We start from the raw sequence: 25,653 nt of genomic DNA on the forward strand, positions 1-25,653 counted from the left end.
CGCGCGCAAGACGCGGGTGTCAGCCGGGCTGTGCCGCCATTTCACGCACCTGCGCCAGTACCTTGGCGTTCAGGGTCCGGGCGGTCTCTTCGCTTTCGGTTTCGGTATAAACCCGCAGTTCGGGCGCGTTGCCCGAAGGGCGCAGGTGGATGATCGCGCCACCCTCAAAGCTCATGCGCAGCCCGTCGGTCTGGTCGATCTGCCGCAGCCGGCCGACGAGCGCACCGAACTGCGCCTCGATCCGGGCGATCTGCCCGGCCTTATCGCCTTGGGTCAGCGCGATCAGGATGGCCTGCGAATCGCGGGTCGGAAAATCCTTGAGCCGGTCGCTGAAGGTCACGCGCCGCGGCAGGCCGGCGCAAAGCTCGGCCAGCGGGCGCGTTCTTGCCGCAGCCAGCACGCTGACCACCGGCAGCACCGCGTCCCGTGTCGGCAATGCCGCAAGCCGCCGCCCGTTCCGCAGGATATCGGTGCCCAGCAGAAAGCCGCCGTTCGCCTCATATCCGCAGACGGTGCCGCCGGTCTGGCTGGCCGCGTCGTTCATCGCAGCGATGACGTAGGGGGAGCCGATGCGGGTACGGATGGTGCGCGGGAACGCCCCGCTCAGCTCCAGCGCGGTATTGCTGCTGACCGGCGTGACCACGCAATCGGCGCCCAGTTCGCGGGCGCAAAGCAGGCCCAATATGTCGCCGCGCAGCCATTCGCCCCGATTGTCGGCCAAAAGCGGCCGGTCGGAATCGCCATCGGTCGAGATGATGGCGTCCAGCCGGTGCTGCGCCGCCCAGTCACGGGCCAGTGCGATATCCTCGGGGCGCAGCGCCTCGGTATCGACGGGGATGAAATGGTCCGAGCGGCCAAGCGGCAGGACCTGCGCGCCAAGCCCCCGCAGGATGCGGGCCAAGAGGTCGCGGCCGACGGCGGAATGCTGATAAAGCCCCAGCACCAGCCCTGAAAGCGCATCATCGCCGAAGAAATCGACATAGCGGCGGACATATCCGTCCTCGATATTCACCGGATCGGGCAGGGGCGCGGCCTCGGCCAACCCGCCATCCGGGCCAAAGCGTGCGGGGTCCAGCGTCAGTGCCTGCCGGGTCATTCCGGCCTCGTCGGGCTTCAGCACCTCTGCTCCGGGGCGGTGGAACTTGATGCCGTTGCGGTCGTCGGGGATATGGCTGCCCGTGACCATCAGCGAAGGGATGCCCCGGCCAAAGGCGTAACAGGCCAGCGCCGGCGTCGGCACATGGCCGCAGAACACCGGCTGCCCGCCCGCGTCGCGGATGGCCTGTGCGCAAGCGCGCAGGACACGCGGGGTCGAGGGGCGCAGATCGCCGGCCAGCGCCACCGGGGTTTTGGGGGGAAATTCGCCGATCTCGCGCAGATAGTGCAGGAAGCCTTGGGTATAGCCATAGACCACGCGGTCGGTCATGGCGGTGACCAGACCACGCGCGCCGCTGGTGCCAAAGGCGACGCCGCTTTCCGCGATCAGGTCTTGGACGGTGAAGGTTCCTGTCTTGGTCATGGTCGAAGCCCGCTGTTTGGAAAGGCGATCATGCAAGCGCGGCGGGCGGTTCGTCCAGAGCCGCCGTGGCGAATGCGGCCCAAATCCATCGGCGGGTTCGGCGGGCGGCAGATCCGCCCGCGCCGCAGCTCTGCTCAGGCCGGTTCGTTCTCGCGCCGCAGCGCGGGCAGGCCGACGCCGGTGGCGTCAAATCCGCCATCCACCGCCAGCGTCTGGCCCGAAACGAAGCTGGCCTTGTCCGAACACAGGAAAACGACGGCTTCTGCGATCTCTTGCGCCTCGCCATAGCGGTTCAGCGGGATGGCATCGTAATAGGCGGCGATGATTTCGGGCGCATGCACGGCCGCCGCCAGCTTGGTCCGGACCGGACCGGGGGCCACGCAATTGACGCGGATGCCCTGTTCGCCCAGTTCGGCGGCGAATTGCTTGGTCAGGTGGATCACCGCCGCCTTCGACGTGCCATAGGCCACCCGCAACGTCGAGGCCCTGAGCCCCGAGATCGAGGCGATGTTGACGATGGAGCCGTGGGTCTTGGCCAGTTCGGGCGCCGCAGCCTGCGTGCACAGGAACACGCCGTCAAGGTTCGTCGCCATCACCTCGCGCCATTCCTGAAAACTGGTGCGACCCGCGCGCGAAAACAGCGCGACGCCCGCATTGTTGACCAGGGCATCCACGCGGCCAAAGGCGGCGACGGTTTCGGCCACCATGCGCTCCACCTGTTCGGGGATCGAGATGTCGGCCTCGACCGCCAGCACGTTTTCAATGCCGTCGGCTACGCGGTGCAATTCCTCGGTGTCGCGATCGACCATGGCGACGCGCCAGCCCTGTTGCAGCAGGATTTCGGTGACGGCCAGGCCGATGCCCCGGCAGCCGCCGGTGACGATGGCGGTTTTCATGCTGTTTCCCCTGTCGGTTCGATGATGAGTTCCAGCGTCACGCCAACGGGGTTTTCGCCCCGCGTCAGCGTGCCGCGCGCGATCCGGCCGTCTATGTCCACGACCTCGATGGGTATCCGGGCGCGACCCTGCACGAGCTCTGCGCCGTCAAAGCGCAACTCGGTGGCAAGGCAGTCCATACGATGACCTTCGGCAAAGCGGATATGGTCGATGCTGCCCACGGCATGCAGGCGCGCATCGGTGATGCCATGGCGCCGGCCCAGCGTTTCGATGGCCGAGACCACATCTTCGCCGGGCAGGACGCGGGCGAACAAGGCAGGCCCCTCGTCGTCCCCTTGCGGGGTGAAAAGGGTAAAGGCGGTTTCCTCGTCCGGCAGGGCCTGAAACCATGCCTGAGCCGCGCCAAGGCCCGATACCGTCGCGTCCTCGGCAAGGATCGCGTCAAAGGGCAACAGATGGCCCATGGCAGTGTCCTGCCCGTCCGACCAGATGCCATGGCAATGCAGGAACGGCGCGCCGTCCTTGCTGCCCACGGTCGCGGTGGCGCTTTGGATGGTCCAGCGGCCCTTGGGTGCATGGGTTTCGGAATACCATGCCGCATGCAGCCCATCGGTCGAAAGCGCCGGCAGGACATAACGCATCGGTTCGCAGGCGACGCCGGCCAGCCAGACCACGCCGCCCTTGCAACCATGCGCAGCGAAAAGATCGCCCACCGCCTGCATGACCGTTTCACCCGCGCGCAGCGTGCCGTTGATCGGGCGCAGCGTGGTGCTGCGGGCCTGTATGCGTTCGGATGCGCGGGGGCCGGGGTGGATCATCCTCATGCCGGGGTTTGCTCCAGCAGCCCGCGCGCCTCGATTTCGTCGCGGACCATCTTCTTGGTGATCTTGCCATAGGCGGACTTCGGCAGGGCATCCCAGAACAGGAACCGCTTGGGCAGTTTGTAGCGCGAGATCCTGGGTTCCAGAAACGCTGTCAGTTCCTCTTCGGTCACCGGGGCGCTGGCGACGCAGACCGCCCAGCCGACCTCGCCCCACAGCGGATCGGGAATGCCCAGCACCGCGACCTCGGAGATGGCCGGATGGGTCAGCACCTTTTCCTCGATCTCGCGAGGATAGACGTTCGAGCCGCCCGAGATGAACATGTCCGATTCGCGCCCGGTGATATACAGAAAGCCGGTGTCGTCCATGTGGCCAAGGTCGCCGGTGCGGAACCAGCCGTCGCGAAAGGCTTTCGCATTGGCCTGCGGGTTCTGGTAATAGCCGGCAAAGACGGCGGGTCCGATCACGCAGATCTCTCCGGTCTCTCCCGCGGGCAGTTCGCGGCCCTGATCGTCCTGGATCTGGATCTCGATCCCGGTGCGGGCATAGCCGCAGGTGCCGATGCGGACAGCGGGGCCGTCCTCGGCCTCGTGCAGATGCGCGGGCAGCACGGTGATATTGCCGGTGCATTCGCCAAGGCCGAAATATTGCACCAGCACCTTGCCCAAGGTGCGCAGCGCCTTTTGCTGATCCACCCGATACATCGGAGCGCCGGCATAGATGACATAGCGCAGCGACGACGTGTCGGCCGTGGCCATCGCGGGATGCTCGACCAGCAGTTTCAGGATCGTCGGCACGGTGAATATGGTCGAGACCCGCCATTCCCGCACAAGGTCCCAGACCTGCGCCACGTCGAACCGCTCGGTCGGCAGCAGCACGGTTTTCACGCCGCGCGCCACCTGCGTCAGTTGGTGCACGCCCGCGCCATGCGAAAGCGGCGCCACGACCAGTGAGGCATCTTGTCCCGTCAACCCCGGCATCAGGTCGGCAAGGTGGTTCGTGACCACGAAAGCCATCTGGCCATGGGTCAGCACCGACGCCTTGGGCCGTCCGGTCGTGCCGGAGGTAAAAAAGAACCAGCAAGGATCGTCGCGATCCACTACCGCGACCTGCGGTTTCCGGCCCATGTGCCCGGCGGTGATGTCCTGCACCGAGGGACCAAAATCGGCGGAGCCAAAGGCGATATGCGTGACGCCCGCGCAGGCTGCGGCGTGATCGGGAAAGCTGGCGTTGCACAGCATCAGCCTTGCCCCCGAGGCTTCGGTCAGCCACGCGACCTCTGCGGGGGTCTGGCGGAAATTCGCGGGCACCCAGACGCCGCCCGCGCGCCAGACCGCGAACATGGCCTGCATCATCTCCAGACAGTTCTGCGACTGGCACATCACCCGGTCGCCCTTTTCCAGCCCAAAGCGGGCCTGCAGGGCATGGGCCAGCGCATCGGTGCGCGCCTCGAACTCGGCCCATGTCCAGCGCGTCTCGCCCATGACCAGCGCGACGCCGGCCGGATCGCGGCGCGCGGCCTGCGTCAGAAACGTGGCAAGGTTCATCACCCGGGTCGAAACCGGGGTCAGGCCACCAGCAGGATCACCGATGGGTTCCGTCATTTCATGCGCTCCAGAATCGAGCAGTAGCTGGCGACCGCCGCGCCGCCCATGTTGAAGACACCGCCCAGCGTGGCGGCGGGCACCTGCATGGCGCCGGCATCGCCTGCCAGTTGCATGGCCACCATGACGTGCTGCGATACGCCGGTCGCGCCGATCGGATGGCCCCGCGACTTGAGCCCGCCCGAGGGGTTCACCGGCAGTGCGCCGTCAAATCGCGTCACGCCGTCGCGGATGACGCGCCAGCCCTGTCCGCGCGGGGCAAGCCCCATGGCCTCGTATTCGATCATCTCGGCGGTGGTGAAGCAGTCATGGGTTTCCACCAGTGACAGGTCGGTGATGGCGAGCCCGGCCTGATCCAGCGCGGCAGCCCATGCCCGATGCGGTCCTTCGAAGGCGATGGGGTCGCGCCGCGACAGCGCCAGCAGGTCGCCCGCCTGTGCACGGGCGCGAAAACGGATGGCGCGTGCAAGGCTTTCGGCCACCTCGGGTGCGGCCAGCACCAGCGCCGCCGCCCCGTCCGACACGAGCGAGCAATCGGTGCGCCGCAGCGGTCCCGCAACCCGCGGGTTCTTGTCCGAGATCGTGTTGCAGAAAGCGACGTCAAAGGGCTTTTGCATATGCGCATAGGGGTTGCGCATGCCGTTTTCGTGGTTCTTGGCGGCGATCATCGCCAGTTCCTCGGAGCGGTCGCCGTGGCGCTGGAAGTAAGTGTCGGTGATGCGGCCGAAGACGCCGGCAAAGCCGCCGGGGATGTCGCCCTCTTCCGGGATATAGCTGGCCGACAGCAGGATGTCGCCCACCTGATCGCCGGGTGTCGCGCTCATCTTCTCGGCCCCGACGACCAGCGCCACCTTGCCGCGCCCCGAGGCGATGAAATCCGCCGCCGCATACAGCGCGGCCGAGCCGGTGGCGCAGGCGTTTTCGGTCCGCATGAAGGGCACGCCTGCCAGTTCCGGCGTGCCCATGGCGACCAATGCGCCCTGAAAATCCTGTCGCGAGAAGCCGTTGTTATAGACGCCGACAAAGATGCCATCGACGGCATCGGCGGGCAGGCCGGCATGGTCCAGCGCGGGACGGGCCACCTCGGCCATCAGGGCCATGGTGTCGGGCGCTTCGGACTTGCCGAATTTCGTATGCGCCCAGCCGACGATCAGCGGGTCTGTCATGCGGTGCTCCTTCTGCGTTCGGATTGCGGTTCAAGGGTGGCAAGGCTGGCTTCGACCAGCCGAGCTTCGCGGTGCAGCGCGGTGGCCAGTTCGGCCCGGCGCGCCGCGCCCATGCGGGTTTCGATTGCGGCGATGGACAGCGCGCCGGCGGGGCGACCGTCGGGCCACAGGACGGCGACGCCCAGCCCCCAGGACCCCGGCACCACGCGGCCCGGGTTCAGCGCATGGCCGGCCGCGCGCGCGTGCGCCAGATCCCGGGCCAGCGCCGCAACCAGATCGGGGGCCAGATCCTCGATCAGCGGTGCGACGCGATGCAGCAGCGCATCGCCCTCGGGCTCCGGCAAGGCGGCGAGGATCGCCAACGCGCCCGCGCCGACGCCTGCGGGTTTGCGGTCGCCGCGCATCAGGGCATGGGTGCGGATCGGGAAATCGCCCTCGATCCGTTCCAGACACAGTGTGTGATCGCCCTGCGGCACCGTCAGCAGCACGACGTCGCTGGTTTCACGCGCCAGCCGCAGCAAGGAGTTGCGGGCATGGGTCAAGATGCCGTGCCGCTCGGCGGCAAAGGTGCCCAGCAGATAAGCCTCGGGGCCCAGATGATAGCGCCGGGTCTGGCGGTCCTGTTCGACCATGCGCGCCTGTGCCAGGGCCAGCAGCAGCCGCCGCACCGTGGGCCGTGCCAGCCCGGTTGCGGCGGCCAGTTGCCCCAGCCCCAGCCCGTCGCCGCCGCCCCTGCCGACCTCTGACAAAAGCGACAGCGCGCGCGCCACCGCCTGTGTGCCGCCGGTCGGTTCAGGGGCGGGGACGTTTGTCATGTCAGGCCAGCTTGCGGCCGACGGCGGCTTCAAGGATTTCCCATGCCTCGTCGCCATAGGTCTTTTTCCACTCGGCGTAGAATCCGACTTCGCGCAGCTTGTCCTCGAACGGCTGGGGATCCACGTCGTTGAAGACAAAGCCGTGGCTTTCCAGATCGCCGCGCAGGGTCGCGTTCAGCGCCATCACGTCCGCGCGCTGCCGTTCCGCGCCGGCATTGAAGTGCTTGGCGACGATCTGCTGCGCGTCTTCGGGCAGGGCGCCCCAGGCGCGGCGGTTCCCCAGCAGCCAGAAGCCGTCCCACATGTGGTTGGTCATGGACAGGTATTTCTGCACCTCCCACAGCTTGGCCACCTTCATGATCGCCAGCGGGTTTTCCTGCCCATCGACGATGCCGGTTTGCAGCGCGGTATAGACCTCGGCAAAGTTGATCGAGGCCGGCGCGGCGCCAAAGGCCGAGAAGAGCGAGGTCCACAGCGGGCTGACCGGCACGCGGATCTTGAAGCCGGCGAAATCCTCGGGCGTCTGGATCGGCCTGTTCGAGCTGGTGGTCTGGCGGAAACCATTGTCCCAGATCTTTTCCATCACCACCAGACCGGCATTTTCGATCTGGCCGCGGGCATAGGCGCCTAGCTCGCCGTCCATCGCCTTCCACACCGTGTCGTAATCGGGGAAGGCGAAACCCACCCCGTTGATCGAGGCGTTGGGCACCAGCGTCGACAGGATGACCGGCGAAAGCTGGAAGAACTCGACCCCGCCCGAGCGCAACTGGCCCAGCACGTCGGTATCTGCGCCAAGCTGGTTCGACGGGAAGATCTGGATGTCCACCGCGCCCGAGGTTTCCTCAAGGATCGCCTTGACCGCCTCGGCAAGCTGGATGTTGCTGGGGTGTTCCAGCGGCTGGTTGTTCGCGATCTTATAGCTGAACTCGGCAGCACGGGCGGCGCCCGGCCTGATAAAAGGCGCGGCCAGCGCGCCGGCGGCGGCGCCCATCAGGACGTTGCGGCGGGTGATGATCATATTTTCCTCCTCCCCGAGGTTTCGTGGTGATCAAAGCAAAGCGGTCGAGAACCATGGCACGGCGGCGATGGCCAAAAGTCCGATCATCAGCGCGGCCAGATAAGGCCAGATCCGGCGCATCACCTGATCGGCCGGGACATTGGCGATCTTGCAGGCGATGTAAAAGCCGATGCCGATGGGTGGCGCCATCAGGCCGATGTTCATCGCCGTGACGATGACCATGGCGTAATGGATATCGTGGATTCCAAGGCCGCGCGCGATGGGGAACATGATCGGCGCCAGCAGCACGATGGCGGGCAACCCCTCAAGCACGCAGCCAAGGACCAGAAAGATCACGATCGAGGCCAGCATGAACACCACCCAGCCGCCCGGCAGGTTGGTCACGATGTTCATCAGGTCGCGGGCAAAGCCCGATTGCGTCAGCGCCCATGCCATGGACGAGGCCGCGCCCAGGATCAGCAGGATCGCACCGGACATCGCGGCGGTCTCGACCAGCATGGTGCCGACCTTGCGGATCGGGATGCCGCCATACAGCACCACGCCGATCACAAAGGCATAGACCACCGCGATGGTCGAAACCTCGGTCGCGGTCGCCACGCCGCCGCCGACGAGGCTGCGGATCATGAAGGGCAGCACAAGGGCGGGCGTGGCGATGATCGCGGCCTTGCCGATCAGCGGTAGGGTGGCGCGAAAGACGCCGGACATATCCTCGTTCCGCGCCTTCCAGCGTGCCAGAATGGCAAGCATCACCAGCAGGACCATGGCGATGGCGAAACCCGAGATGAAAAGCCCGGCGATGGATACCCCTGCGACCGAGCCCAGCACGATCAGCACGATCGAGGGCGGCACCGTATCGGCCATGGCGGCCCCGGTGGCCAGCAACGCCGTCATCTCGGGCGCGGAATGGCCACGACGGCGCATCTCGGGGAAAAGCGCCGGGGCCACGGTCGCCATGTCCGAGACCTTGGAGCCGGAAATCCCCGACACGAGGAACATCGACCCCAGCAGGACATAGCTCATCCCCGCCTTCACATGACCCAGCAGCGAGGCCAGAAAGTTGACGATGGCCTTGCCCATGCCGGTGGCATCGAGGATGCAACCCAGCAGCACGAAGACCGGCACCGACAGCAGGATCAGCGAGGACATGCCCTCGTCTATGCGGCCCATCATTACGAAGATCGGCGCATGGCTGGCAAAGGTCAGGTAGGCCAAGGTCCCCAGCGCAAAGCAAAAGGCGATGGGCACGCCGACACACAGCAGCACCGCCACCAGCAGGCCCAGCCAGATCGGAAGGTTCCAGTTGCCGATCCCCATCAGCGCGGGTCGGGCATACCACAGCACCACAACCGCCGCCGCCGTCACCACCGCCGTGCCGGCAATGATGCGCCATTCGCGCGTGCGCAGCAGCGAAATCACCGCCAGCACCGCCATCAACCCGATGCCGGCCGGCAGGGCTGCGGCACGGTATGACATCGGCAGCCCCAGCGCCGGCGACCTGACAAAGCTTTCCTCATAGGCATATTCGATTGCGACCGGCAAAAGCCGGAGCAGCAAAAGACAGACCAGCGCCTGTCCAGCCACCTCGGCCACCCGGGCCACCCGTTCGGGCAGCAGCGGCAGGACCACGGTCAGCTTCATGTGTTCGTGACGGTCCACCGCCAGGGCCGAGCCCAGCATCGCCATCCAGATAAAGCTGATCGACGCGACCTCGTCGCCCCAGATCAGCGGCTTGGCCAGCACATAGCGAAAGAACACGTTCGCCAGCACCGTGACGATCATCATCATCAGCAGGCCGGCAGCCAGCACCTCGACCGGACGCATCCATCGCTCGGCGCGTTTCGGCTCGGCCAGTGCCTCGATGCCGCCAAGCGCCAGCTCGGCTTCCGATTGGGTGTCGGTCAACTGCATTTCTTCCCTCCCATGGCGGCTGGGCTCTCCCCTTCCCATGCTGCCGATCCATGATGTGGACCGGGCAGCGGCCGCGTCTTTGGCGAATTTCTGAGAGATTCTGGGCAAAGTGCAAGAAAAAATTGTGACCAGCCAGGATTTCTGCCGGATTGGCCATGTATCGGGCAGATCGCATTCCATAATATAGAATTATTACCGAGTGCTGGTTGTGCGGGCTTTTGCCCCTTCAACGCAGGACCCGGCGCAACCCTTCCTGCACCTTCAGCAGTGCCGGCAGATACAGCGTCACCAGTTCCTGCGCCGAGGATTGCACCGCTGCCACCCCGATGTTCAGCGCCGCCGCCACCCGGCCATGCGTGTCGAACAGCGGCACGGCGATAGAGCGCAGACCCAGTTCGATCTCCTGATCGTTTACCGCATAGCCGTCGATTCGGGCGCGGGTGATTCGCTCCATGATCTCTTGCGGGGCGGTCAGGCTGTTGCGGGTGCGCGGAGTCAGGTCCGAGCGGTCAAGGATGGCGCGCGCCTGAGCCTCTGGCAGGGCGGCCAGCAGTACCCGCCCCATCGAGGTGCAATGCGCCGGCAACCGCGAACCCGGCATCAGCCCGATCGACATCACCCGCTTTTGCGCCGCGCGGGCCAGATAGACGATCTCGGTCCCGTCGAGAATCGAGACTGAGGCGCTTTGCCCGATCTGCTCGGACAGTTGGTCCAGCCATGGCTGCACAAGCTGTGCCAGCGGCATCGCGGCCAGCGCGCCCATGCCCAGCCGCAACACGCGCGGGGTCAGGGTAAAGAACTTGCCGTCGTAATCGGCATAGCCAAGTTCGTGCAGCGTCAGCAGACAGCGCCGCGCCGTCGCCCGGTCCAGTCCCGTCGCCTCGGCCACGTCTGAAATCGACAGCCGGGGGCGGTCGGCGTGGAATGCCTCGATCACCCGCAGTCCCTTGGCGAATGAGGCGATGATGTCGGTCTTGTTCACCATGCGCACAAGTTTTTATGCAGATTGAACAAATGTCAACATCCGCACAAAACTGCTGGGCAGCGCAGGGCTGGGGCTGGCATGACAGCCCGGAACGACCCCCAAGGAGGAGGCCATGGACAAACGCATCCCCAACCTGACCGAGGCAGTCGCCGGCATCCCGGACGGCGCCACGGTGATGATCGGCGGGTTTGGCGGTTCGGGCGCGCCGATCGAACTGATCCACGCGCTGATCGACCGCTATCTGGCCACCGGCAGCCCCGGAAACCTGACCGTCATCAACAACAATGCCGGCAACGGCCATGTCGGCATCGCCGCGATGATCGAGCAGGGTATGGTCCGCAAGATGGTCTGTTCCTTCCCGCGTTCGGCCGACCCGCGGGTTTTCACCGACAGATACCTGGCAGGTGAGATCGAGCTGGAGCTGGTGCCGCAGGGCACGCTGGCCGAACGCATCCGCGCAGGCGGTGCGGGTATCCCGGCCTTTTACACTCCGACCAGCTATGGCACCGATCTGGCCAAGGGCAAATCGGAGGCCGAATTCGACGGGCGGAAATATGTGCAGGAACGCTGGCTCAAGGCCGATTTCGCGCTCATCAAGGCCGAGTTGGGCGATCACTATGGCAACCTGACCTATCGCATGGCGGCGCGCAACTTTTCGCCCCTGATGGCGATGGCAGCGGCACAGACCATCGTGCAGGTGACCAAGGCGGTCGCGCCGGGCGGCATCGACCCCGAGCATGTGGTGACCCCCGGCATCTTTGTCGACGGCATTATCGAGGTGGCGGACCCCGCGCAGGAAGAAGAACTCAACCGCGCCAATGCGGCCCATCCAAAGGTGCAGGCATGACCCAGAAACTGACCAACGCCCAGATCGCCTGGCGCGCAGCGCAGGACATCACCGACGGCGCCTATGTCAACCTTGGCATCGGCTTTCCCGAGATGGTCGCCAAGTTCCAGCCCCCCGGCCGGCAGGCGGTGTTCCATACCGAAAACGGTGTTTTGGGCTTTGGCGGGGCGCCGGCCGCGGGACAAGAGGACTGGGACCTGATCAACGCCGGCAAAAAGGCGATCACCCTGCAACCGGGTGCCGCGTTCTTTCACCATGCCGACAGCTTTGCCATGGTGCGCGGCGGCCATCTGGATGTGGCAATCCTGGGCGCCTATCAGGTGGCGCAAAGCGGCGATCTTGCGAACTGGTCCACCGGACCCAAGGGCGTCCCGGCAGTCGGCGGCGCGATGGATCTGGTGCATGGGGCAAGGCGCGTGGCGGTCATCACCGATCACGTCACCAAGGACGGCAAACCCAAGCTGGTGGAAACCTGCACCCTGCCGCTGACCGGGGTGGGTTGCGTCACCCGCGTCTATACCTCGCTGGCGGTTGTCGATATTCACGGGGGCAAGTTCGTGCTGCGTGAAAAACTGCCCTCGATTTCGCTGCAGGATCTGCAGGCGGTGACTGGGGCGAAACTGCATCTGGATGGCGAAGTCGCCGATCTGATCGTACCGGAGTTGTGACCATGACCGAAGTTTTCATCTGCGATTACATCCGCACGCCGATCGGGCGTTTTGGCGGTGCCCTGTCGTCGGTGCGCCCGGATGATCTGGGGGCGATCCCGTTGCGTGCCTTGATGGCGCGTAATGCCGGCGTCGATTGGCAGGCGGTGGACGACCTGATCTATGGCTGCGCCAATCAGGCGGGCGAAGACAACCGCAACGTCGCGCGCATGTCCGCCCTGCTGGCCGGTCTGCCGGTCGAGGTGACGGGGACCACGATCAACCGGCTTTGCGGCTCGGGCATGGATGCAGTGCTGATGGCGGCGCGCCAGATCGCGGCGGGCGAGGCCGGGCTGGTGATCGCTGGCGGGGTCGAGAGCATGTCCCGTGCCCCATTCGTGTTGCCCAAGGCCGAGACGGCCTTTTCCCGCCATGCCGAGATCCACGACACCACCATCGGCTGGCGTTTCGTGAACCCGGCGATGGACAAGGCTTACGGCACCGATTCCATGCCGCAGACCGGCCAGAACGTCGCCGACGACTATGGCATCGCGCGCGAGGCGCAGGACGCCATGGCGCTGGCCTCGCAGGCCAAGGCGGCGGCGGCCATCGCCAGCGGCCGGCTGGCGCGAGAAATCACGCCGGTCAGCGTGCCGCAGCGCAAGGGCGATCCGCTGGTGGTGGATACCGACGAACATCCGCGCGCCACAACCCCCGAGGCTCTGGCCAAGCTGCGGCCGCTGTTTCCGAACGGCTCGGTCACTGCGGGCAATGCCTCGGGCGTGAACGACGGCGCGGCGGCGCTGATCCTGGCGTCAGAGGTGGCGGCCCGTGCCCATGGCCTGACCCCCATCGCCCGGGTGCTGGGCGGGGCGACGGCGGGGGTGCCGCCGCGCATCATGGGCATCGGCCCGGCGCCGGCCAGCCAGAAGCTGATGGCGCGACTTGGCCTTGGCCCGGCCGATTTCGACGTGATCGAGTTGAACGAAGCCTTTGCCGCGCAGGGCATCGCCACGCTGCGCCAGCTTGGCATCGCCGATGACGACGCGCGGGTGAACCCGAACGGCGGCGCGATTGCGCTGGGACATCCCCTGGGCATGTCGGGCGCGCGCATCACCGGCACCGCGGCGCTGGAACTGCAATTGACCGGCACCCGTCGCTCGCTGTCCACGATGTGCATCGGCGTCGGCCAGGGCATCGCCATCGCGCTGGAAAGGGTCTGACGTCAGGCCGCATCCGGGTCATTTCCGGGGGGTGACGCGGCGCGTCGGCCCCCGTCGCTTTGTCAGCGTTCAGCGGCGTGGCCGGCAATCTCTCTCGCGACCTGTTCCAGCGTGGCAAGGCCCGGAGCCGTCGCGGCCTGCTGGCGGGTCATGCCGACCGCGCCGGACAGGAATTTCGCCCCGGTCGGAAACTCGATCAGGACGCCGCTTTCGATTTCCTCCAGAACCACGCCGCGAGAGATGAACCACAGCCCATCCGAGGCAAGGCAAACCCCCCGCCCCAATGCCAGCGACACCGTCTCGACCATCGGCTTTGGATTTATCAGCCCCAGCGAGGCCAGATAGGCATCGACCGAGGCGCGGATCAGCGCCGTTGTCGGCGGCAAGATCAGCGGCGACATCCGCAGCGCCTCGGCTGCGGGGCGGTCGGCAGCGGGGTGCCCGGTGCGGGCGACCAGCATGATATCTTCTTCGTAAAGGTGATCGAAGCTTAGCCCCGCCATTTCCGATGGGCTGGGCAGGCGGCCGATCATCAGGTCGATGCTGCCCGCGCGCAACATGCGGATCAGGTAGTGATGCGGCCCGGTTTCGACCGCCAGCAGCACCTCGGGCAGGATCTTTTGCATTCGCAGCACGACCTGCGGAAAGAACCGCGTCGCTACGGTCGGCAGGACGCCGACACGAAGCGTGCCGCTGGTTTCGGGGTGCAGGGCCGCCGCGCCCGCCTCCAGCGCCTGCACCGCCTGTGCGGCATGATGGCGAAACAGCGCGCCCGGTTCGGTCAGCACCATTCGCCGGCCCTGCCGCAGGAACAATTGCTGACCCAGCAGCGTCTCCAGCTCGGCCAGCGTGCGCGACAACGCGGGCTGGGTAATGCCTTGCCGGCGCGCTACGGGCGACAGTCCGCCTTCCGCCGCGATATCCAGAAAGGCCCGGATATGACGCAGCTTGACTGCCGGATGCATAACTCTTTGCTTATACATGACCGCTCATTTTGCATTTTTCGCCCGGAACAGGCTATGGCAGATTATGGGTGAGAGAGGATACCCCATGCAAGTTCTGATGCGCCCCTGGGGGGCGATGCATTACCGGATCGACGGGCCAGACGATGGGCCGACAGTGGTTTTCGGCAATTCTCTGGGCACCGACCTGCGACTGTGGGAAGCGGTATTGCCGCTGCTGCCGGGCATACGCGCCGTCCGCTATGACAAACGCGGCCATGGGCTGTCCGATACGGGCGGCGCGGCCTCCATCGCCGATCTGGCCGAGGATGCGGCCGCGCTGGTCGAGATGGTCGGCGGCGGGCCGGTGGTCTTTGTCGGTCTGTCTATCGGCGGCATGATCGGGCAGGCGCTGGCCGACGCGCGCCCGGACCTTTTGCATGCGCTGGTGCTGTCGAACACTGCCGCCCGCATGGGCTCGGCCGAGACGTGGAACGCGCGCATTGCCGCGGTTCGTGCCGGCGGCGTCGCCAGCATCGCCGCGCCGGTGATGGAGCGCTGGTTTGCCCCCGGATTTCGCGCCACCCCCGCGTTGCACCTGTGGCGCAACATGCTGACCCGGAGCGACGCCGATGGTTATGTCGCCGGCTGCGGGGCCATTTCCGCGGCCGACCTGACCGAACGCACCGCCACGCTGCGCCTGCCCACGCTGGTGCTTGCGGGTGAAAGCGACGGCTCCTCGCCGCCTGATCTGGTGCGCGCCACCGCAGACCTGATCCCCGGCGCTGCCTTTCACGTCATTCCCGGGGCCGGCCATTTGCCCTGCGTCGAAACGCCCTCCGAATGGGCCGCGCTGGTGGCCCCTTTCCTTCAGGAGCATGCCCGATGAGTGATCGCTATGATCAAGGCCTCGCCACCCGCCGCCGCGTGCTGGGGGATGCCCATGTGGACCGGGCAGAGGATACCAAGACCGATTTCGACCAGCCCTTTCAGTCCCTGATCACCGAAGCCGCCTGGGGCCATGTCTGGTCGCGCAACACCATCAGCCCGCGCGAACGTTCGATGCTGACAATTGCGCTGCTGGCGGGTTTGGGCAACGATCACGAACTGGCCCTGCATATCCGTGCCACCGCGAACACCGGGGCCACGCCCCAGGACGTGATCGAGGCGCTTTTGCATGTCGCCATTTACGCCGGTGTCCCACGCGCCAACCATGCGATCAAGATCGCCAAGGAAACCTACGCCGAGATGGAGGCAGCACCGCGATGACCCTCAGCAACTCAATCGACCGCGGCCCGTTGTTCTTCCGCGACCGCGACTGGCATCCGGCCGCCTATACGCCGGGTTACAAGACCTCGATGACCCGCGCGCCCTTCCGCCCGCTGGTGTCGCTGGGCTCGACATTGTCCGAGGAAACCGGCCCCGCCTTCGGCCACTCGATGATCGGAGAGCTGGATAACAACCTGATCATGAACTTCACCGGCCAGCCGGCCATCGGCGAACGGATCATCATGCACGGCCGCGTGCTGGACGAAAACGGCCGCGGCGTGCCCAATACCCTGGTCGAGATCTGGCAGGCCAACGCCGGCGGCCGCTATCGCCACAAGAAAGACGGCTATCAGGCCCCGCTCGACCCGAATTTCGGCGGCTGCGGGCGCACGCTGACCGGGCCGGACGGCGCTTACGAGTTCCTGACCGTCCGTCCCGGCGCCTATCCATGGCCGAACCATGTCAACAGCTGGCGGCCGATGCATATCCATATCTCGGTCTTCGGCAGCGGCTTCGGCCAGCGCCTGATCACCCAGATGTATTTCGAAGGCGATCCGCTGATCGCAAAATGCCCGATCGTCAACACCATCGGCCAGGAAAACGCCATTGAGGCGCTTGTCGCCCCCTTGGACATGAACCGGGCGATCCCGATGGACTGCCTTGCCTATAAATTCGACATCGTGCTGCGCGGCCGCCGCCAGTCGTTCTTCGAAAACCGCACCGAGGGGCTGTGATGCAAAAGCTGGATTACCTCAAGGAAACCCCCTCGCAGACAGCGGGTCCCTATGTCCATATCGGCCTGACGCCGAACGCGCTCGGTATCCCCGGCATCTATCCCGTGGACCTGGGCCGGTCACCGGTCCGCGACGGGGCCAGAGGCGAACGTATCACCATCACCGGCCGGGTCATTGACGGTGCGGGGATGGTCTTGCGGGATGCGCTGTTCGAAACTTGGCAGGCGGATGCGGACGGCATCTACCCGGGCAACGACCCGCGCGGCGCGGCCGACCCCAACGTCACAGGCTGGGCGCGGGTGGCTGCGGATTTCGACACTGGCATCTGGCGGCTGGACACGATCAAGCCGGGCCGCGTGCCTTTCCCGGATGGCCGGCCGATGGCGCCGCATATCAACGTCTGGCTGGTGGCGCGTGGCGTCAATCTGGGCCTGCAAACCCGGATCTGCTTTGACGACGAGGAACAGGCCAATGCCGAATGCCCGGTCCTGACCCGGATCGAGCACAAGGCCCGCATCCCGACGCTTCTGGCCAAAAAGACCGGACCCGGCGAATACAGTTTCGACTTCCGGCTTCAGGGCGAAGACGAAACCGTGTTCTTCGACATCTGACCCCAAGGGGTGCGGCGGAACCGGGCAAACGCGCAAATCCTGCCGCATGCCCCTCGTATCTTCTTTGTTGTCCAAATACCCTCGGGGGGGTCCGGGGGGCGGAAAGCCCCCCGGTCCTGCCATTGCAAAAGGACCGACCGATGCCCGCCGCCGCCGCCGACAGCGCCCTCTATCGCAGCCTCTTTTCGGATGACGACACCGCCGCCCTTTTCACCGACAGCGCCGAGATTCGCGCCATGCTGCTGGTCGAAGGGGCGCTGGCGCGCGTGCAGGGCGGGCTGGGCATCATCCCGCAAACCGCCGCGGCCTTCATCGACCGCTCTTCGCGCGAGGTGCAGATCGACCCTGCCGCGCTCGCGGCCGAGACAGCCACCAATGGCGTTCCGGTCCCGGCGCTGGTCGCGGCGTTCCGCAAGGGGATGGGGGCGCCCGACCATGCCCAATACCTGCATTGGGGTGCGACCAGCCAGGACATCATGGACACCGGTCAGGCCCTGCGCCTGCGTCGGCTGACGGCGATCTGGGACGAACGGCTCGGCCAGCTTGCCGCCGCGCTTGGCCGGCTGGCCCGCCAATATGCCGATCTGCCGATGGCGGCGCGCAGCTATGGGCAGGTGGCGACGCCGACCAGCTTCGGTGCCGTCGTCGCGGGCTGGGGCCATCCGCTTTTGCGCCACCGGGCGCGTCTCGCGACCCTCGCACCCGAACTCGCCACCGTCTCTTTGGGCGGGGCCGCTGGCACGCTTTCGGTCATGGACGGGCAGGGACCCGCCGTGCGCGCCGGACTGGCCGAGGCATTGGGGCTTCGCGATCCCGGCCACAGCTGGCACGCCGAGCGTGACAGCATCGGCGCCTTTGCCGCGTGGATGGCGGGGCTTTGCGCCAGCCTTGGCAAGATGGGCGAAGATCTGATCCTGATGGTGCAAAGCGGCATCGGGGAAATCCGCATCGAAGGCGCTGGGGGCTCTTCGACCATGCCGCAAAAGCAAAATCCGGTCGGCGCATCGGTTCTGGTGGCGTTGGCGCGGCAGTCGGTCGCGCTGTCCTCGGCCCTGCAGGGCGCAGGCATTCACCGCCAGCAACGCGACGGTGCGGCATGGTTCGTGGAATGGTTGAGCCTGCCGCAGCTTTGCATCTCGACCGGCCGGGCGCTGGCGCTGGCGCTCGATCTGTCGCAGCGCATCGCGCCCGACGCGCAGGCCATGGCGCGCGGGTTGGACGACGGTTCGGGACTGATCCATGCCGAAGCCCTGACCTTTGCGCTGGCTCGCCACTTGCCGCGCCCCGAGGCGCAGGCAAGGATCAAGGCGATTTGCGCCGAGGTGCAATCGTCGGGTCAGCCGCTGCCCGCACTGGTTGCCCGTGATTTCCCCGATCTGGACCTGTCGGGCATCGGCGGGCTTGGCACCGCCCCGGACGAGGCGCGCGCCTTTGCCGACGCTGCCGGGGCATGATCCCACGACCTTGCGGACAGGCACAGCAGCGCGAATGAACGGGGGCCAAGGCCGGCCCCCGGTTCAGGCCGCATCCTCGATATGGCCGCCCAGGAAAAGCTGGCCGACGCGCGGGTCTTTCAGCAGCTTGTCGGCCTTGTCGAACATGCGGGTCTGGCCCAGTTCCAGCACAAGCCCATAGTCCGACATGGCCAGCGCCGCCTTGGCGTTCTGTTCGACCATCAGCACGGTGACGCCCTGTTCGCGCAGGCGGATCAGGGTCTGGAACACCTCTTGCACCAGATTGGGCGACAGCCCGATCGAGGGCTCGTCGATCAGGATCAGCTTGGGGTCCAGCAGCAGGGCGCGGGCGATCTCAAGCTGTTTTTGCTGGCCGCCGGAAAGCTCGATGGCCTTCTGGTCCTTGCGCTCGCGCAGCATCGGGAACTGGTCCATGACCTGCTCGATCCGCGCCCTGACCCTGCCCTGATCCTTCGAGGTGATGCCGCCCAGTTCAAGGTTATGGAACACCGACAGTTGCGGCACCACGTTGCGGCCCTGCGGGACATAGGTCAGCCCGCGCGCGATCATCTCGGCCGGTCGCCTGCGGGTCACGTCCTCGCCCTCCAGCAGGATCTGGCCGGAATGGATGTTCAGCAGTCCGAAGATCGCCTTGAACACGGTGGACTTGCCCGCGCCGTTCGGCCCGATGACCGTGGTGATCGAGGCCTTCGGAATGCTGAACGAGGTGCCGTTCAGGATGGTGATGCGGCCGTAACCGCCGGTGATGTCTTTCAGCTCCAGCATGTCAGCCCCCCAGATAGGCGTCGATGACCATCTGGTTCGCGCGGATTTCATCGGGCGAACCTTCGGCGATGATCTCGCCCTGCGCCAACACGATGATGCGGGTGCAAAGCGACATGACGAATTCCATGTTATGCTCGATCACGACGAATGTGGTGCCGTGTTCGCGGTTATAGGTCAGCAGCCGCTCTTTCAGATGGGCCAGCATGGTCAGGTTCACCCCTCCGGCCGGTTCGTCCAGCAGCACGATACCGGGACCGGCCATGAAGGCCATCGCGGCATCGACCAGTTTTTGCTGGCCATAGGACAGCGAGCCGGCCTCGGTATCGCGATAGGGGGTAAGGTTGAAGAACTCGACCAGTTGCTCGGCCTTTTGGGTCAGGCCCGCGTCGGGCGGGCCGAACAGCCGGCTCAGCATCGAGCCCTGATGCTCCTGTCCTGCAAGGATGACGTTGTCGATCACCGTCATCTTGGGAAAGACCGAAAGCTGCTGGAACGTGCGCCCGACGCCCATCAGCGACAGGTCGGCCGGGCGTACGCCATCGGTCGATTGGCCGTTGATCCGGCAATGCCCCTGCGTCGGGCGCAACTGCCCGAGGATGCAGTTGAACAGCGTCGACTTGCCCGAGCCGTTGGGACCGATCAGGCCCAGAATCTCGCCCTTTTGCACATCGAAACTGACGTTGTTGACGGCGCGGATGCCGCCGAACTGCTTTGAGATGTTACGGACGGAAAGGACGGGCGCGTTCACAACTGGAACCCTTTCTTGCTGTCGCGGCGTGCTTCGTGCCGGGGGCGGAGCTGGTTCCACAGCTTATGCCCCAGCCCGATCAGCCCGCTGGGCGAAAAGACCATCAGCACGATCACCAGCGTCGCATAGATGATGAGGTAGTAGCCCTCGGTAAAGCGCAGGACCTCGGGCAGCAGGATCACCACCGCCGCGCCCAGCATGGGGCCGAAGAAAAAGCCCGCGCCGCCCACGACGACCATCAAAAGCAGCTTCAGCGAATGGATCAGTGCGAAGCTGCCCGGTTCGATGAACTGCACCAGTGGGGTCTGCAACGCCCCTGCCAATCCGCCGAATGCCGAGCCGATGGCAAAGGCCAAAAGCGTCTGGCGGCGGATCTTCAGCCCAAGGCTTTCGGCGCGGATCGGGTTTTCGCGCAGTGCCTTGAAGGCGCGACCCCAGGGCGAGCGCAGGATCCACCACATCACGAAGGCCGCGATTAAAAAGCAGGCCAGCGCGAAATAGTAAAAGTTCAGGTTGCTGTCAGTCGGGACGCCAAAGACCGATGGCCGGGGCATCCCCACAAGGCCGAACGAGCCGCCGGTGATTTCCTCTTCGTTGCGCAGCACCAGAAACAGCAGCGTGTTGAAGGCCAGTGTCACGAAGGCCAGAAAATGGTGCTGCACCCGCAACGCCGGCCAGCCCAGCAACAGACCCACGGCAAAGCTGGAGGTGATCGACATCAGCGCGGCCACGATCCACGGCACGCCCGCCAGCGTCATCAGCGCGGTGACATAGGCGCCGATGCCCATGAACGCCGCCTGCGCCAGACTGACCTGTCCGGCATAGCCCAGAGTCAGGTTCAGCCCCATGGCCGAGATGGAAAACAGCAGCCACGACGTCAAGGTATAGACGATGTAGTTGCCCTGACCGATGGGGGCGGCGATCAGCACCGCGATGCCAAGGATGATCAGGATGATCTGGGTGCGGGTCATACGGCTCGTCCTTCCTTGGTGCCCAAAAGGCCCTGCGGGCGCAGCAGGATGATGGTGATCAGCAGGATCAACGGCATCGCCGAGCGGTATTCGGCCGAGATATAGACCGCCGAGAGGTTATCGATCACGCCGATCAGCAAGCCCCCGACCAATGCTCCGCGGATCTGGTTGAAGCCCCCGACGATGGCCGCGATAAAGGCGACCAGACCCAGCGTTTCGCCATTCGAGAACTTGGCGAGGTAGACCGGCGAGATCAGCACCGAGGCAATGGTCGCCAGCGCGGCGTTGATCAGAAAGGTATAAAGCACCATCCGCTTGACATCGACGCCAAGGATCTCGGCCACCTGCGGGTTCTGGGCACTGGCCTGCATGCAGCGGCCGGTGCGGGTGCGGTTCAGGAACAGTTGCAAGCCGCCAATGGCCAGCATCGACACGGCCAGGTTGCCGATATCCTGCACCGAGACGCTGGCCCCGGCGAAATTATAGACTTTTTGCGGAAAGATCGCCGGAAAGGGTTGGGCGGTGGCGCCGTAAAACTCTTTGACGCTTTCCTTCATCAACACCCCAAGCGCGATGGTGGCGATCACCAGCGGCAAGGTGCCATGGGGCAGCATCGGCTCGACGATCAGCTTCTTGAAGGCAACCCCAAGGATCAGCAGCGACAGGATCAGCGCAAAGCCGATGGCGGGCCACATCGACAGGCCCAGCCCCATGCCGATCAGCACGAAAAAGGCCGGCAGCATGACGAATTCGCCCTGCGCAAAGTTGATGGTCTGCGACGCCTGCCACAACAGGGTAAAGCCCACCGCCGCAAGGGCATAGATGGAACCGGCGGCAAGCCCGGAAATCAGGATCTGGATTAACTCGGCCATAAGAGCCTCACGTCAGGGGACGGATGCAGGGGCAGGCCGGTGGGATGCCGGTGCCGGCCTGCCTTGCAATCCTGCAAACTCGTTCAGTTCGGCGGCAGGATGGCCTTGACGACCTGCTTGCCGTCCTGCACCTCGACGAAAAAGCTTTCGCGCGACATTTCTCCGGTGTCGTCCCAACTGACATCCATCAGCACGCCGGGGCAATCCGCGGCCTTCAGCGTCAGGCCGTGGAACTTGTCGGCGATGGCCTGGCTGTCCGCCTTGCCCACCAGTTCGGTGACGCATTTGATGGCATGCGCTGCCGTATAGCCTTTTATGGCGTTGTGGTCGGGGGTGTAGTTGTATTTTTGCTTGAACCGCTCGACCATGTCGGTCATCGCGGGGATATTGGCGTCGGGGGTCAGGCCGACATGGCCCATGGCGCCGTTGGCCGCGTCGCCCGCCAGTTCGATGACCTTATGCCCGATCAGCGTCGTCTCGCCGACCAGCGGCAGGGTCACGCCCTGCTTGCGCGCCTCGCGCAGGAAACGGGCGCTTTCCTCTTCGGTCAGATAGACGAAGGCGGCGTCGGCCTCGATCCCCTTCAGCTTGACCACATCGGCCGAGAAATCGGTCTGCGCCTGTTCGGTGGGCAGGTCGGCCACGATCTCGAACCCGTAATTCTTGGCCTCGTCCATGAAGGCGGTGTGGCCGCCCTTGCCGAATTCGGTATTGGCCCAGACCACGGCGACCTTCTTGACGCCCATTTCATCGGCCATGTACTTGGCCATCTTGGGCACGCCCTTTTGTGAACCAAAGGCGGTGCGGAAGATATAGGGGTTGTTCATCGAGGTGATCGAGGGCGCCTCGGACCCGGTGAATTGCGGAATGCCCGCCTGTTTGGCCACCAGCATGTTCACCACCGTCGAGGATGAGAACACCGTGCCGGTGATCGCCACCACGCCGTCGTCGATGGCCTTTTGCACCATGGCCCGGCTGACCTGCGGGTCGGTCTGGCTGTCGTATTCGCTGACCGCTACCTTTTCGCCCAGAATGCCGTCGGCGGCGTTGATTTCTTCAAAGCCCATCCGCACCCCGTCGCGGAAGTTGGTGCCGGCGGCGGCACCGGGGCCCGACAGCTCGACGATCGAGCCGACCTTTATATCGGCCAGCGCCGGCATGGCGGTCAGCGCAAGCGCCGTGGCGGCCGAGCCGATCAAGGTTCTGAACATGGTTTCCTTCCTCCCTGGTTCGGACCCCGTTAAAGTGGGATCTCATTCCATAATCTGCCACGACGCGTCAGGCGCGAACATTGCAAAATGCGCGGGCAAATATAATCATACGGTTATAGATGCGACCGTATCTGGCCAGAGTATGGCATGGTTGCGCGTTCCCGCAACCAACACTGTTTTATCAGTCATATCAATGGACTCATCACAATCGCCCCAAGCCGTGTGCCCATATCCGTCCATCACCACAGAGTGCACCGACCGGCTGGCGGCCTGAAGCAACGGGCCGGGCCAGGCGTCATACACGTCGATCATCAGGCTTTCGCCATCGGGCTTGGGTGACGCACGATCTTATCGGCCGGCGCCCCGAGCGTCTCTTTGGCCTCATCGAATTCTTCGGCATCCGACAGCCGCGGATCAGTTGGCCGATACGGTTGCGGTAAGTTTTTGCCATGGGTGAAATCGGGCCGGGGGCAGGTGAGCACGACACCCCCGTTCCAGCTTTTCCCGGGGCTCATCCATCTCGATTATTCTAACCTTGACCTGCTTGGCCGGAACCTCAGCGATGATTGCATCGACCAGCTTCTTGTGGTCGGCCGTGACTGGCCGCAGTTCCTGGATATGTGGCGTGTCGGCGGGGTTCGGACGGAGGGCACGGCAAGGATTGAGGCTGTTGCCCCTTTGCTCTTGCGCTCTGCATCCTGCTTGCCCAGCCTATGCCAAAAGCAATTCTCTCCCATGCCGTGCAGGGCAAGGTTCCTGAGCCTGTTTCGGCGAGAGAAGGGCCGGACCCGGCCCGCGCTAGGCTTGGTAGATCCTGCCTCTGGGCAGGAAGGGGAGGGTGCTGGCGTCGGTTACCAGATAGTCTATCGCCGCAAGGTCGCAGATGGAAACGCGGCTTTCTATCCCGATTTTGGATGAATGGCACAGCATGACGCATGATTTTGCCCGCCGCATCATTGCGCGCGCCACCTCGGCCTCGTGCAGTTCATAGTCGGTGACGCCGCGTTGCTGGTGCAGACCAACCGGCGAGATCACCGCGAAGTCTGCTAGAAAGCGGTCGATCTCGCTCAGCGTCATCTCACCATAGGTGCCGGGAACGTCGCAATGTGGGCGCCCGCCCAGAAGCAGGATCTCGCAATGCTCAGCGCAGGCGGCAAGCTGGGCGATCTCGATCGAGTTGGTGATGATGCGCACATTCCCTTTGCGTACCAGCGCGCGGGCGAAGGCAAGCGTGGTTGTGCCTGCGTCGATCATCAGCGTGGCGCCTTCTGGGATAAGTTCGCACGCCTTCGTCCCGATGGCGTCCTTTGCCTGCGCATGTTCCCTTAGCCGTTCGGTAAATGCGGGTTCGGGCTGGATGTCTGAACTTTGGGGGATTGCCCCGCCATGCACGCGGGACAGGCTGCCCGTTGCCTCCATTTCCAGCAGGTCGCGCCGGACCGTCTCGCGCGAAACTTCGAACAGGCTGGCCAGATGATTCGTTAACACCTTGCCGTCGCGACCCAGCAGCTCAAGGATTTTCGTCTGGCGCTCATGCGACCACATGCGACCTCCTCAGGGTATGGTTCCGGTCATGCGTTTGCCAGATGTAATCCGGGTGGATGTGGATTCATATGGATATCTCTCGCTGAAAACGGAATTATTGGCGATTTTGCAAGCTCCGCGTTCGAAAATTACGGCAGATGGCAAAAATCTCTTGCTTGCGATGTCAAATTTTTGTGGATTTTATTGCAATACTGCGCTTAGCCTGACTCAACTGCCACGCAAATCCACGAGATTCCACCCCGTGATCGACCTTGATGATGCGCTGAGCTTCGCCAATCAGGTGGCCGACAAGGCCAGACGTATTGCAATGGGCCATTTCCGGCAGGGGCTGGCCGTTGAGCACAAGGGAGATGACAGCCCCGTCACAATTGCCGATCGCAGCATCGAATCTTTCATTCGGGCTCAGATCGCCGAGACCTTTCCCCATCATGGCATTTATGGCGAGGAAGAGGGGGTCGAGAATATTGACCGGCGCCATGTCTGGGTCGTTGACCCCATTGATGGCACAAAAAGCTTCATTACCGGTCATCCGTTGTTCGGGGGGCTGTTGGCGCTGTTGGAAGACGGAAAGCCCTGCCTTGGCCAGATCGACATGCCCGCGACGGGGGAGCGCTGGTGCGGCGTGGCGGGTCAGACAAGCACGCTGAATGGGCAACCATGCCGCACCAGCGGCCGCAAGGAGCTGGCGGCCGCCACCGCCTACACGACCGATCCCTTGCTGTTCACCGGCCCCAAGGCTGCCGCTTTCGAGGCGCTGCGCGCCTCGACCCGCCTGATCCGTTTTGGCGGGGACTGCTATAACTATGCGCTGCTTGCCTCGGGTCACTGCGATCTGGTGCTGGAAACGCGGCTGGAGCCTTACGACTACCTGCCGGTGGTGCAGGTGATCCGCGGTGCGGGCGGCGTGATCACCGACTGGCAGGGCCGACCGCTGACCATCGCTTCGTCGGGTGACGTTCTGGCGGCGGCGACACCCGAACTACATGACGCGATGCTGCAGAAACTGACTGCGATGCAAGAGCATCAGGCGACGTAAGATCGCCGATGCCATCCCAACCAACA

At 64.9% G+C, this 25,653-nt stretch carries 26 protein-coding genes; 9 read left to right on the plus strand and 17 right to left on the minus strand.

The window, feature by feature from the left end; genetic code table 11:
* Nucleotides 1-19: 19 nt before the first annotated feature.
* The 9 genes from JWJ88_RS11490 to JWJ88_RS11530 form a co-directional block, all read right to left on the minus strand.
* Nucleotides 20-1,519, minus strand: coding sequence for a phosphomannomutase (locus tag JWJ88_RS11490; protein WP_205295485.1), 1,500 nt, complete (start codon nucleotides 1,517-1,519; stop codon nucleotides 20-22).
* 134 nt (nucleotides 1,520-1,653) lie between these two features.
* Nucleotides 1,654-2,415, minus strand: a complete 762-nt coding sequence (locus JWJ88_RS11495) for an SDR family NAD(P)-dependent oxidoreductase (RefSeq protein ID WP_205295486.1) — start codon at nucleotides 2,413-2,415, stop codon at nucleotides 1,654-1,656.
* A complete protein-coding gene (locus JWJ88_RS11500; RefSeq protein WP_205295487.1) occupies nucleotides 2,412-3,239 on the minus strand; it encodes a PCC domain-containing protein in 828 nt (275 codons plus the stop codon). Before JWJ88_RS11500 ends, JWJ88_RS11495 begins: the two co-directional genes overlap by 4 nt.
* Nucleotides 3,236-4,840 carry an acyl-CoA synthetase gene (locus JWJ88_RS11505; RefSeq protein WP_205295488.1) on the minus strand — a complete coding sequence of 535 codons (1,605 nt, stop codon included), beginning with the start codon at nucleotides 4,838-4,840 and terminating at the stop codon, nucleotides 3,236-3,238. The genes JWJ88_RS11500 and JWJ88_RS11505 overlap by 4 nt, the downstream gene beginning before the upstream one ends.
* Nucleotides 4,837-6,006 (minus strand): acetyl-CoA acetyltransferase, encoded by a 1,170-nt coding sequence (locus JWJ88_RS11510; protein WP_205295489.1) that lies wholly within the window; start codon nucleotides 6,004-6,006, stop codon nucleotides 4,837-4,839. Before JWJ88_RS11510 ends, JWJ88_RS11505 begins: the two co-directional genes overlap by 4 nt.
* Nucleotides 6,003-6,821, minus strand: coding sequence for an IclR family transcriptional regulator (locus JWJ88_RS11515; RefSeq protein WP_205295490.1), 819 nt, complete (start codon nucleotides 6,819-6,821; stop codon nucleotides 6,003-6,005). The genes JWJ88_RS11510 and JWJ88_RS11515 overlap by 4 nt, the downstream gene beginning before the upstream one ends.
* Nucleotide 6,822: 1 nt before the next feature.
* Nucleotides 6,823-7,839 carry a TRAP transporter substrate-binding protein gene (locus JWJ88_RS11520; RefSeq protein ID WP_205295491.1) on the minus strand — a complete coding sequence of 339 codons (1,017 nt, stop codon included), beginning with the start codon at nucleotides 7,837-7,839 and terminating at the stop codon, nucleotides 6,823-6,825.
* 30 nt (nucleotides 7,840-7,869) lie between these two features.
* Nucleotides 7,870-9,747 (minus strand): TRAP transporter large permease, encoded by a 1,878-nt coding sequence (locus JWJ88_RS11525; RefSeq protein WP_205295492.1) that lies wholly within the window; start codon nucleotides 9,745-9,747, stop codon nucleotides 7,870-7,872.
* A gap of 226 nt (nucleotides 9,748-9,973) precedes the next feature.
* Nucleotides 9,974-10,732 carry an IclR family transcriptional regulator domain-containing protein gene (locus tag JWJ88_RS11530; protein WP_205295493.1) on the minus strand — a complete coding sequence of 253 codons (759 nt, stop codon included), beginning with the start codon at nucleotides 10,730-10,732 and terminating at the stop codon, nucleotides 9,974-9,976.
* A gap of 112 nt (nucleotides 10,733-10,844) precedes the next feature.
* Here JWJ88_RS11530 and JWJ88_RS11535 point away from each other — a divergent pair, with 112 nt between their 5' ends.
* From JWJ88_RS11535 to pcaF, 3 genes are read left to right on the plus strand one after another with little or no spacing between them, the layout of a single operon-like run.
* Nucleotides 10,845-11,579, plus strand: coding sequence for a 3-oxoacid CoA-transferase subunit A (locus tag JWJ88_RS11535; protein ID WP_205295494.1), 735 nt, complete (start codon nucleotides 10,845-10,847; stop codon nucleotides 11,577-11,579).
* On the plus strand, nucleotides 11,576-12,247 hold the full coding sequence (locus JWJ88_RS11540; RefSeq protein ID WP_205295495.1) for a 3-oxoacid CoA-transferase subunit B: 672 nt from the start codon (nucleotides 11,576-11,578) through the stop codon (nucleotides 12,245-12,247). Before JWJ88_RS11535 ends, JWJ88_RS11540 begins: the two co-directional genes overlap by 4 nt.
* Nucleotides 12,248-12,249: 2 nt before the next feature.
* Entirely contained in the window at nucleotides 12,250-13,449 is a 1,200-nt protein-coding gene (gene pcaF / locus JWJ88_RS11545) for a 3-oxoadipyl-CoA thiolase (protein ID WP_205295496.1), read from the plus strand.
* 62 nt (nucleotides 13,450-13,511) lie between these two features.
* On the opposite strand, the gene JWJ88_RS11550 is transcribed toward pcaF, so the two are convergent.
* Nucleotides 13,512-14,432: a LysR substrate-binding domain-containing protein gene (locus tag JWJ88_RS11550; protein WP_205295497.1), complete on the minus strand. Its 921-nt coding sequence runs from the start codon at nucleotides 14,430-14,432 to the stop codon at nucleotides 13,512-13,514.
* Nucleotides 14,433-14,499: 67 nt separating this feature from the next.
* Between JWJ88_RS11550 and pcaD the strand changes: the two genes are divergently transcribed.
* From pcaD to JWJ88_RS11575, 5 genes are all read left to right on the plus strand, one after another.
* Nucleotides 14,500-15,279, plus strand: coding sequence for a 3-oxoadipate enol-lactonase (gene pcaD, locus JWJ88_RS11555; protein WP_205295498.1), 780 nt, complete (start codon nucleotides 14,500-14,502; stop codon nucleotides 15,277-15,279).
* The gene (gene pcaC, locus JWJ88_RS11560) at nucleotides 15,276-15,659 is read left to right on the plus strand and encodes a 4-carboxymuconolactone decarboxylase (RefSeq protein WP_205295499.1); all 384 of its coding nucleotides are present in this window, start codon (nucleotides 15,276-15,278) and stop codon (nucleotides 15,657-15,659) included. Before pcaD ends, pcaC begins: the two co-directional genes overlap by 4 nt.
* On the plus strand, nucleotides 15,656-16,393 hold the full coding sequence (gene pcaH, locus JWJ88_RS11565) for a protocatechuate 3,4-dioxygenase subunit beta (protein ID WP_205295500.1): 738 nt from the start codon (nucleotides 15,656-15,658) through the stop codon (nucleotides 16,391-16,393). The genes pcaC and pcaH overlap by 4 nt, the downstream gene beginning before the upstream one ends.
* Nucleotides 16,390-17,004, plus strand: a complete 615-nt coding sequence (pcaG, locus tag JWJ88_RS11570; RefSeq protein WP_407673904.1) for a protocatechuate 3,4-dioxygenase subunit alpha — start codon at nucleotides 16,390-16,392, stop codon at nucleotides 17,002-17,004. The genes pcaH and pcaG overlap by 4 nt, the downstream gene beginning before the upstream one ends.
* 140 nt (nucleotides 17,005-17,144) lie before the next feature.
* Nucleotides 17,145-18,458, plus strand: a complete 1,314-nt coding sequence (locus tag JWJ88_RS11575; RefSeq protein ID WP_205295502.1) for a class-II fumarase/aspartase family protein — start codon at nucleotides 17,145-17,147, stop codon at nucleotides 18,456-18,458.
* 63 nt (nucleotides 18,459-18,521) lie between these two features.
* Here the strand turns inward: JWJ88_RS11575 and JWJ88_RS11580 are convergent, their stop codons facing one another.
* From JWJ88_RS11580 to JWJ88_RS11610, 7 genes are all read right to left on the minus strand, one after another.
* Nucleotides 18,522-19,244 (minus strand): ABC transporter ATP-binding protein, encoded by a 723-nt coding sequence (locus tag JWJ88_RS11580; RefSeq protein ID WP_205295503.1) that lies wholly within the window; start codon nucleotides 19,242-19,244, stop codon nucleotides 18,522-18,524.
* Nucleotide 19,245: 1 nt separating this feature from the next.
* Nucleotides 19,246-19,992 carry an ABC transporter ATP-binding protein gene (locus JWJ88_RS11585; protein WP_205295504.1) on the minus strand — a complete coding sequence of 249 codons (747 nt, stop codon included), beginning with the start codon at nucleotides 19,990-19,992 and terminating at the stop codon, nucleotides 19,246-19,248.
* Entirely contained in the window at nucleotides 19,989-20,963 is a 975-nt protein-coding gene (locus JWJ88_RS11590) for a branched-chain amino acid ABC transporter permease (protein WP_205295505.1), read from the minus strand. Before JWJ88_RS11590 ends, JWJ88_RS11585 begins: the two co-directional genes overlap by 4 nt.
* The gene (locus JWJ88_RS11595) at nucleotides 20,960-21,835 is read right to left on the minus strand and encodes a branched-chain amino acid ABC transporter permease (RefSeq protein WP_205295506.1); all 876 of its coding nucleotides are present in this window, start codon (nucleotides 21,833-21,835) and stop codon (nucleotides 20,960-20,962) included. The genes JWJ88_RS11590 and JWJ88_RS11595 overlap by 4 nt, the downstream gene beginning before the upstream one ends.
* A gap of 83 nt (nucleotides 21,836-21,918) precedes the next feature.
* Nucleotides 21,919-23,046, minus strand: a complete 1,128-nt coding sequence (locus JWJ88_RS11600; RefSeq protein ID WP_205295507.1) for an ABC transporter substrate-binding protein — start codon at nucleotides 23,044-23,046, stop codon at nucleotides 21,919-21,921.
* Nucleotides 23,047-23,151: 105 nt separating this feature from the next.
* The gene (locus JWJ88_RS11605; protein ID WP_205295508.1) at nucleotides 23,152-23,358 is read right to left on the minus strand and encodes a hypothetical protein; all 207 of its coding nucleotides are present in this window, start codon (nucleotides 23,356-23,358) and stop codon (nucleotides 23,152-23,154) included.
* A 486-nt stretch (nucleotides 23,359-23,844) separates the two neighbouring features.
* Nucleotides 23,845-24,591, minus strand: coding sequence for a DeoR/GlpR family DNA-binding transcription regulator (locus JWJ88_RS11610; RefSeq protein WP_205295509.1), 747 nt, complete (start codon nucleotides 24,589-24,591; stop codon nucleotides 23,845-23,847).
* Nucleotides 24,592-24,832: 241 nt separating this feature from the next.
* Between JWJ88_RS11610 and hisN the strand changes: the two genes are divergently transcribed.
* The gene (gene hisN / locus JWJ88_RS11615) at nucleotides 24,833-25,627 is read left to right on the plus strand and encodes a histidinol-phosphatase (RefSeq protein ID WP_205295510.1); all 795 of its coding nucleotides are present in this window, start codon (nucleotides 24,833-24,835) and stop codon (nucleotides 25,625-25,627) included.
* Nucleotides 25,628-25,653: the final 26 nt, after the last annotated feature.

The organism is Paracoccus methylovorus (genome assembly GCF_016919705.1).
Classification (GTDB): Bacteria; Pseudomonadota; Alphaproteobacteria; order Rhodobacterales; family Rhodobacteraceae; genus Paracoccus; species Paracoccus methylovorus.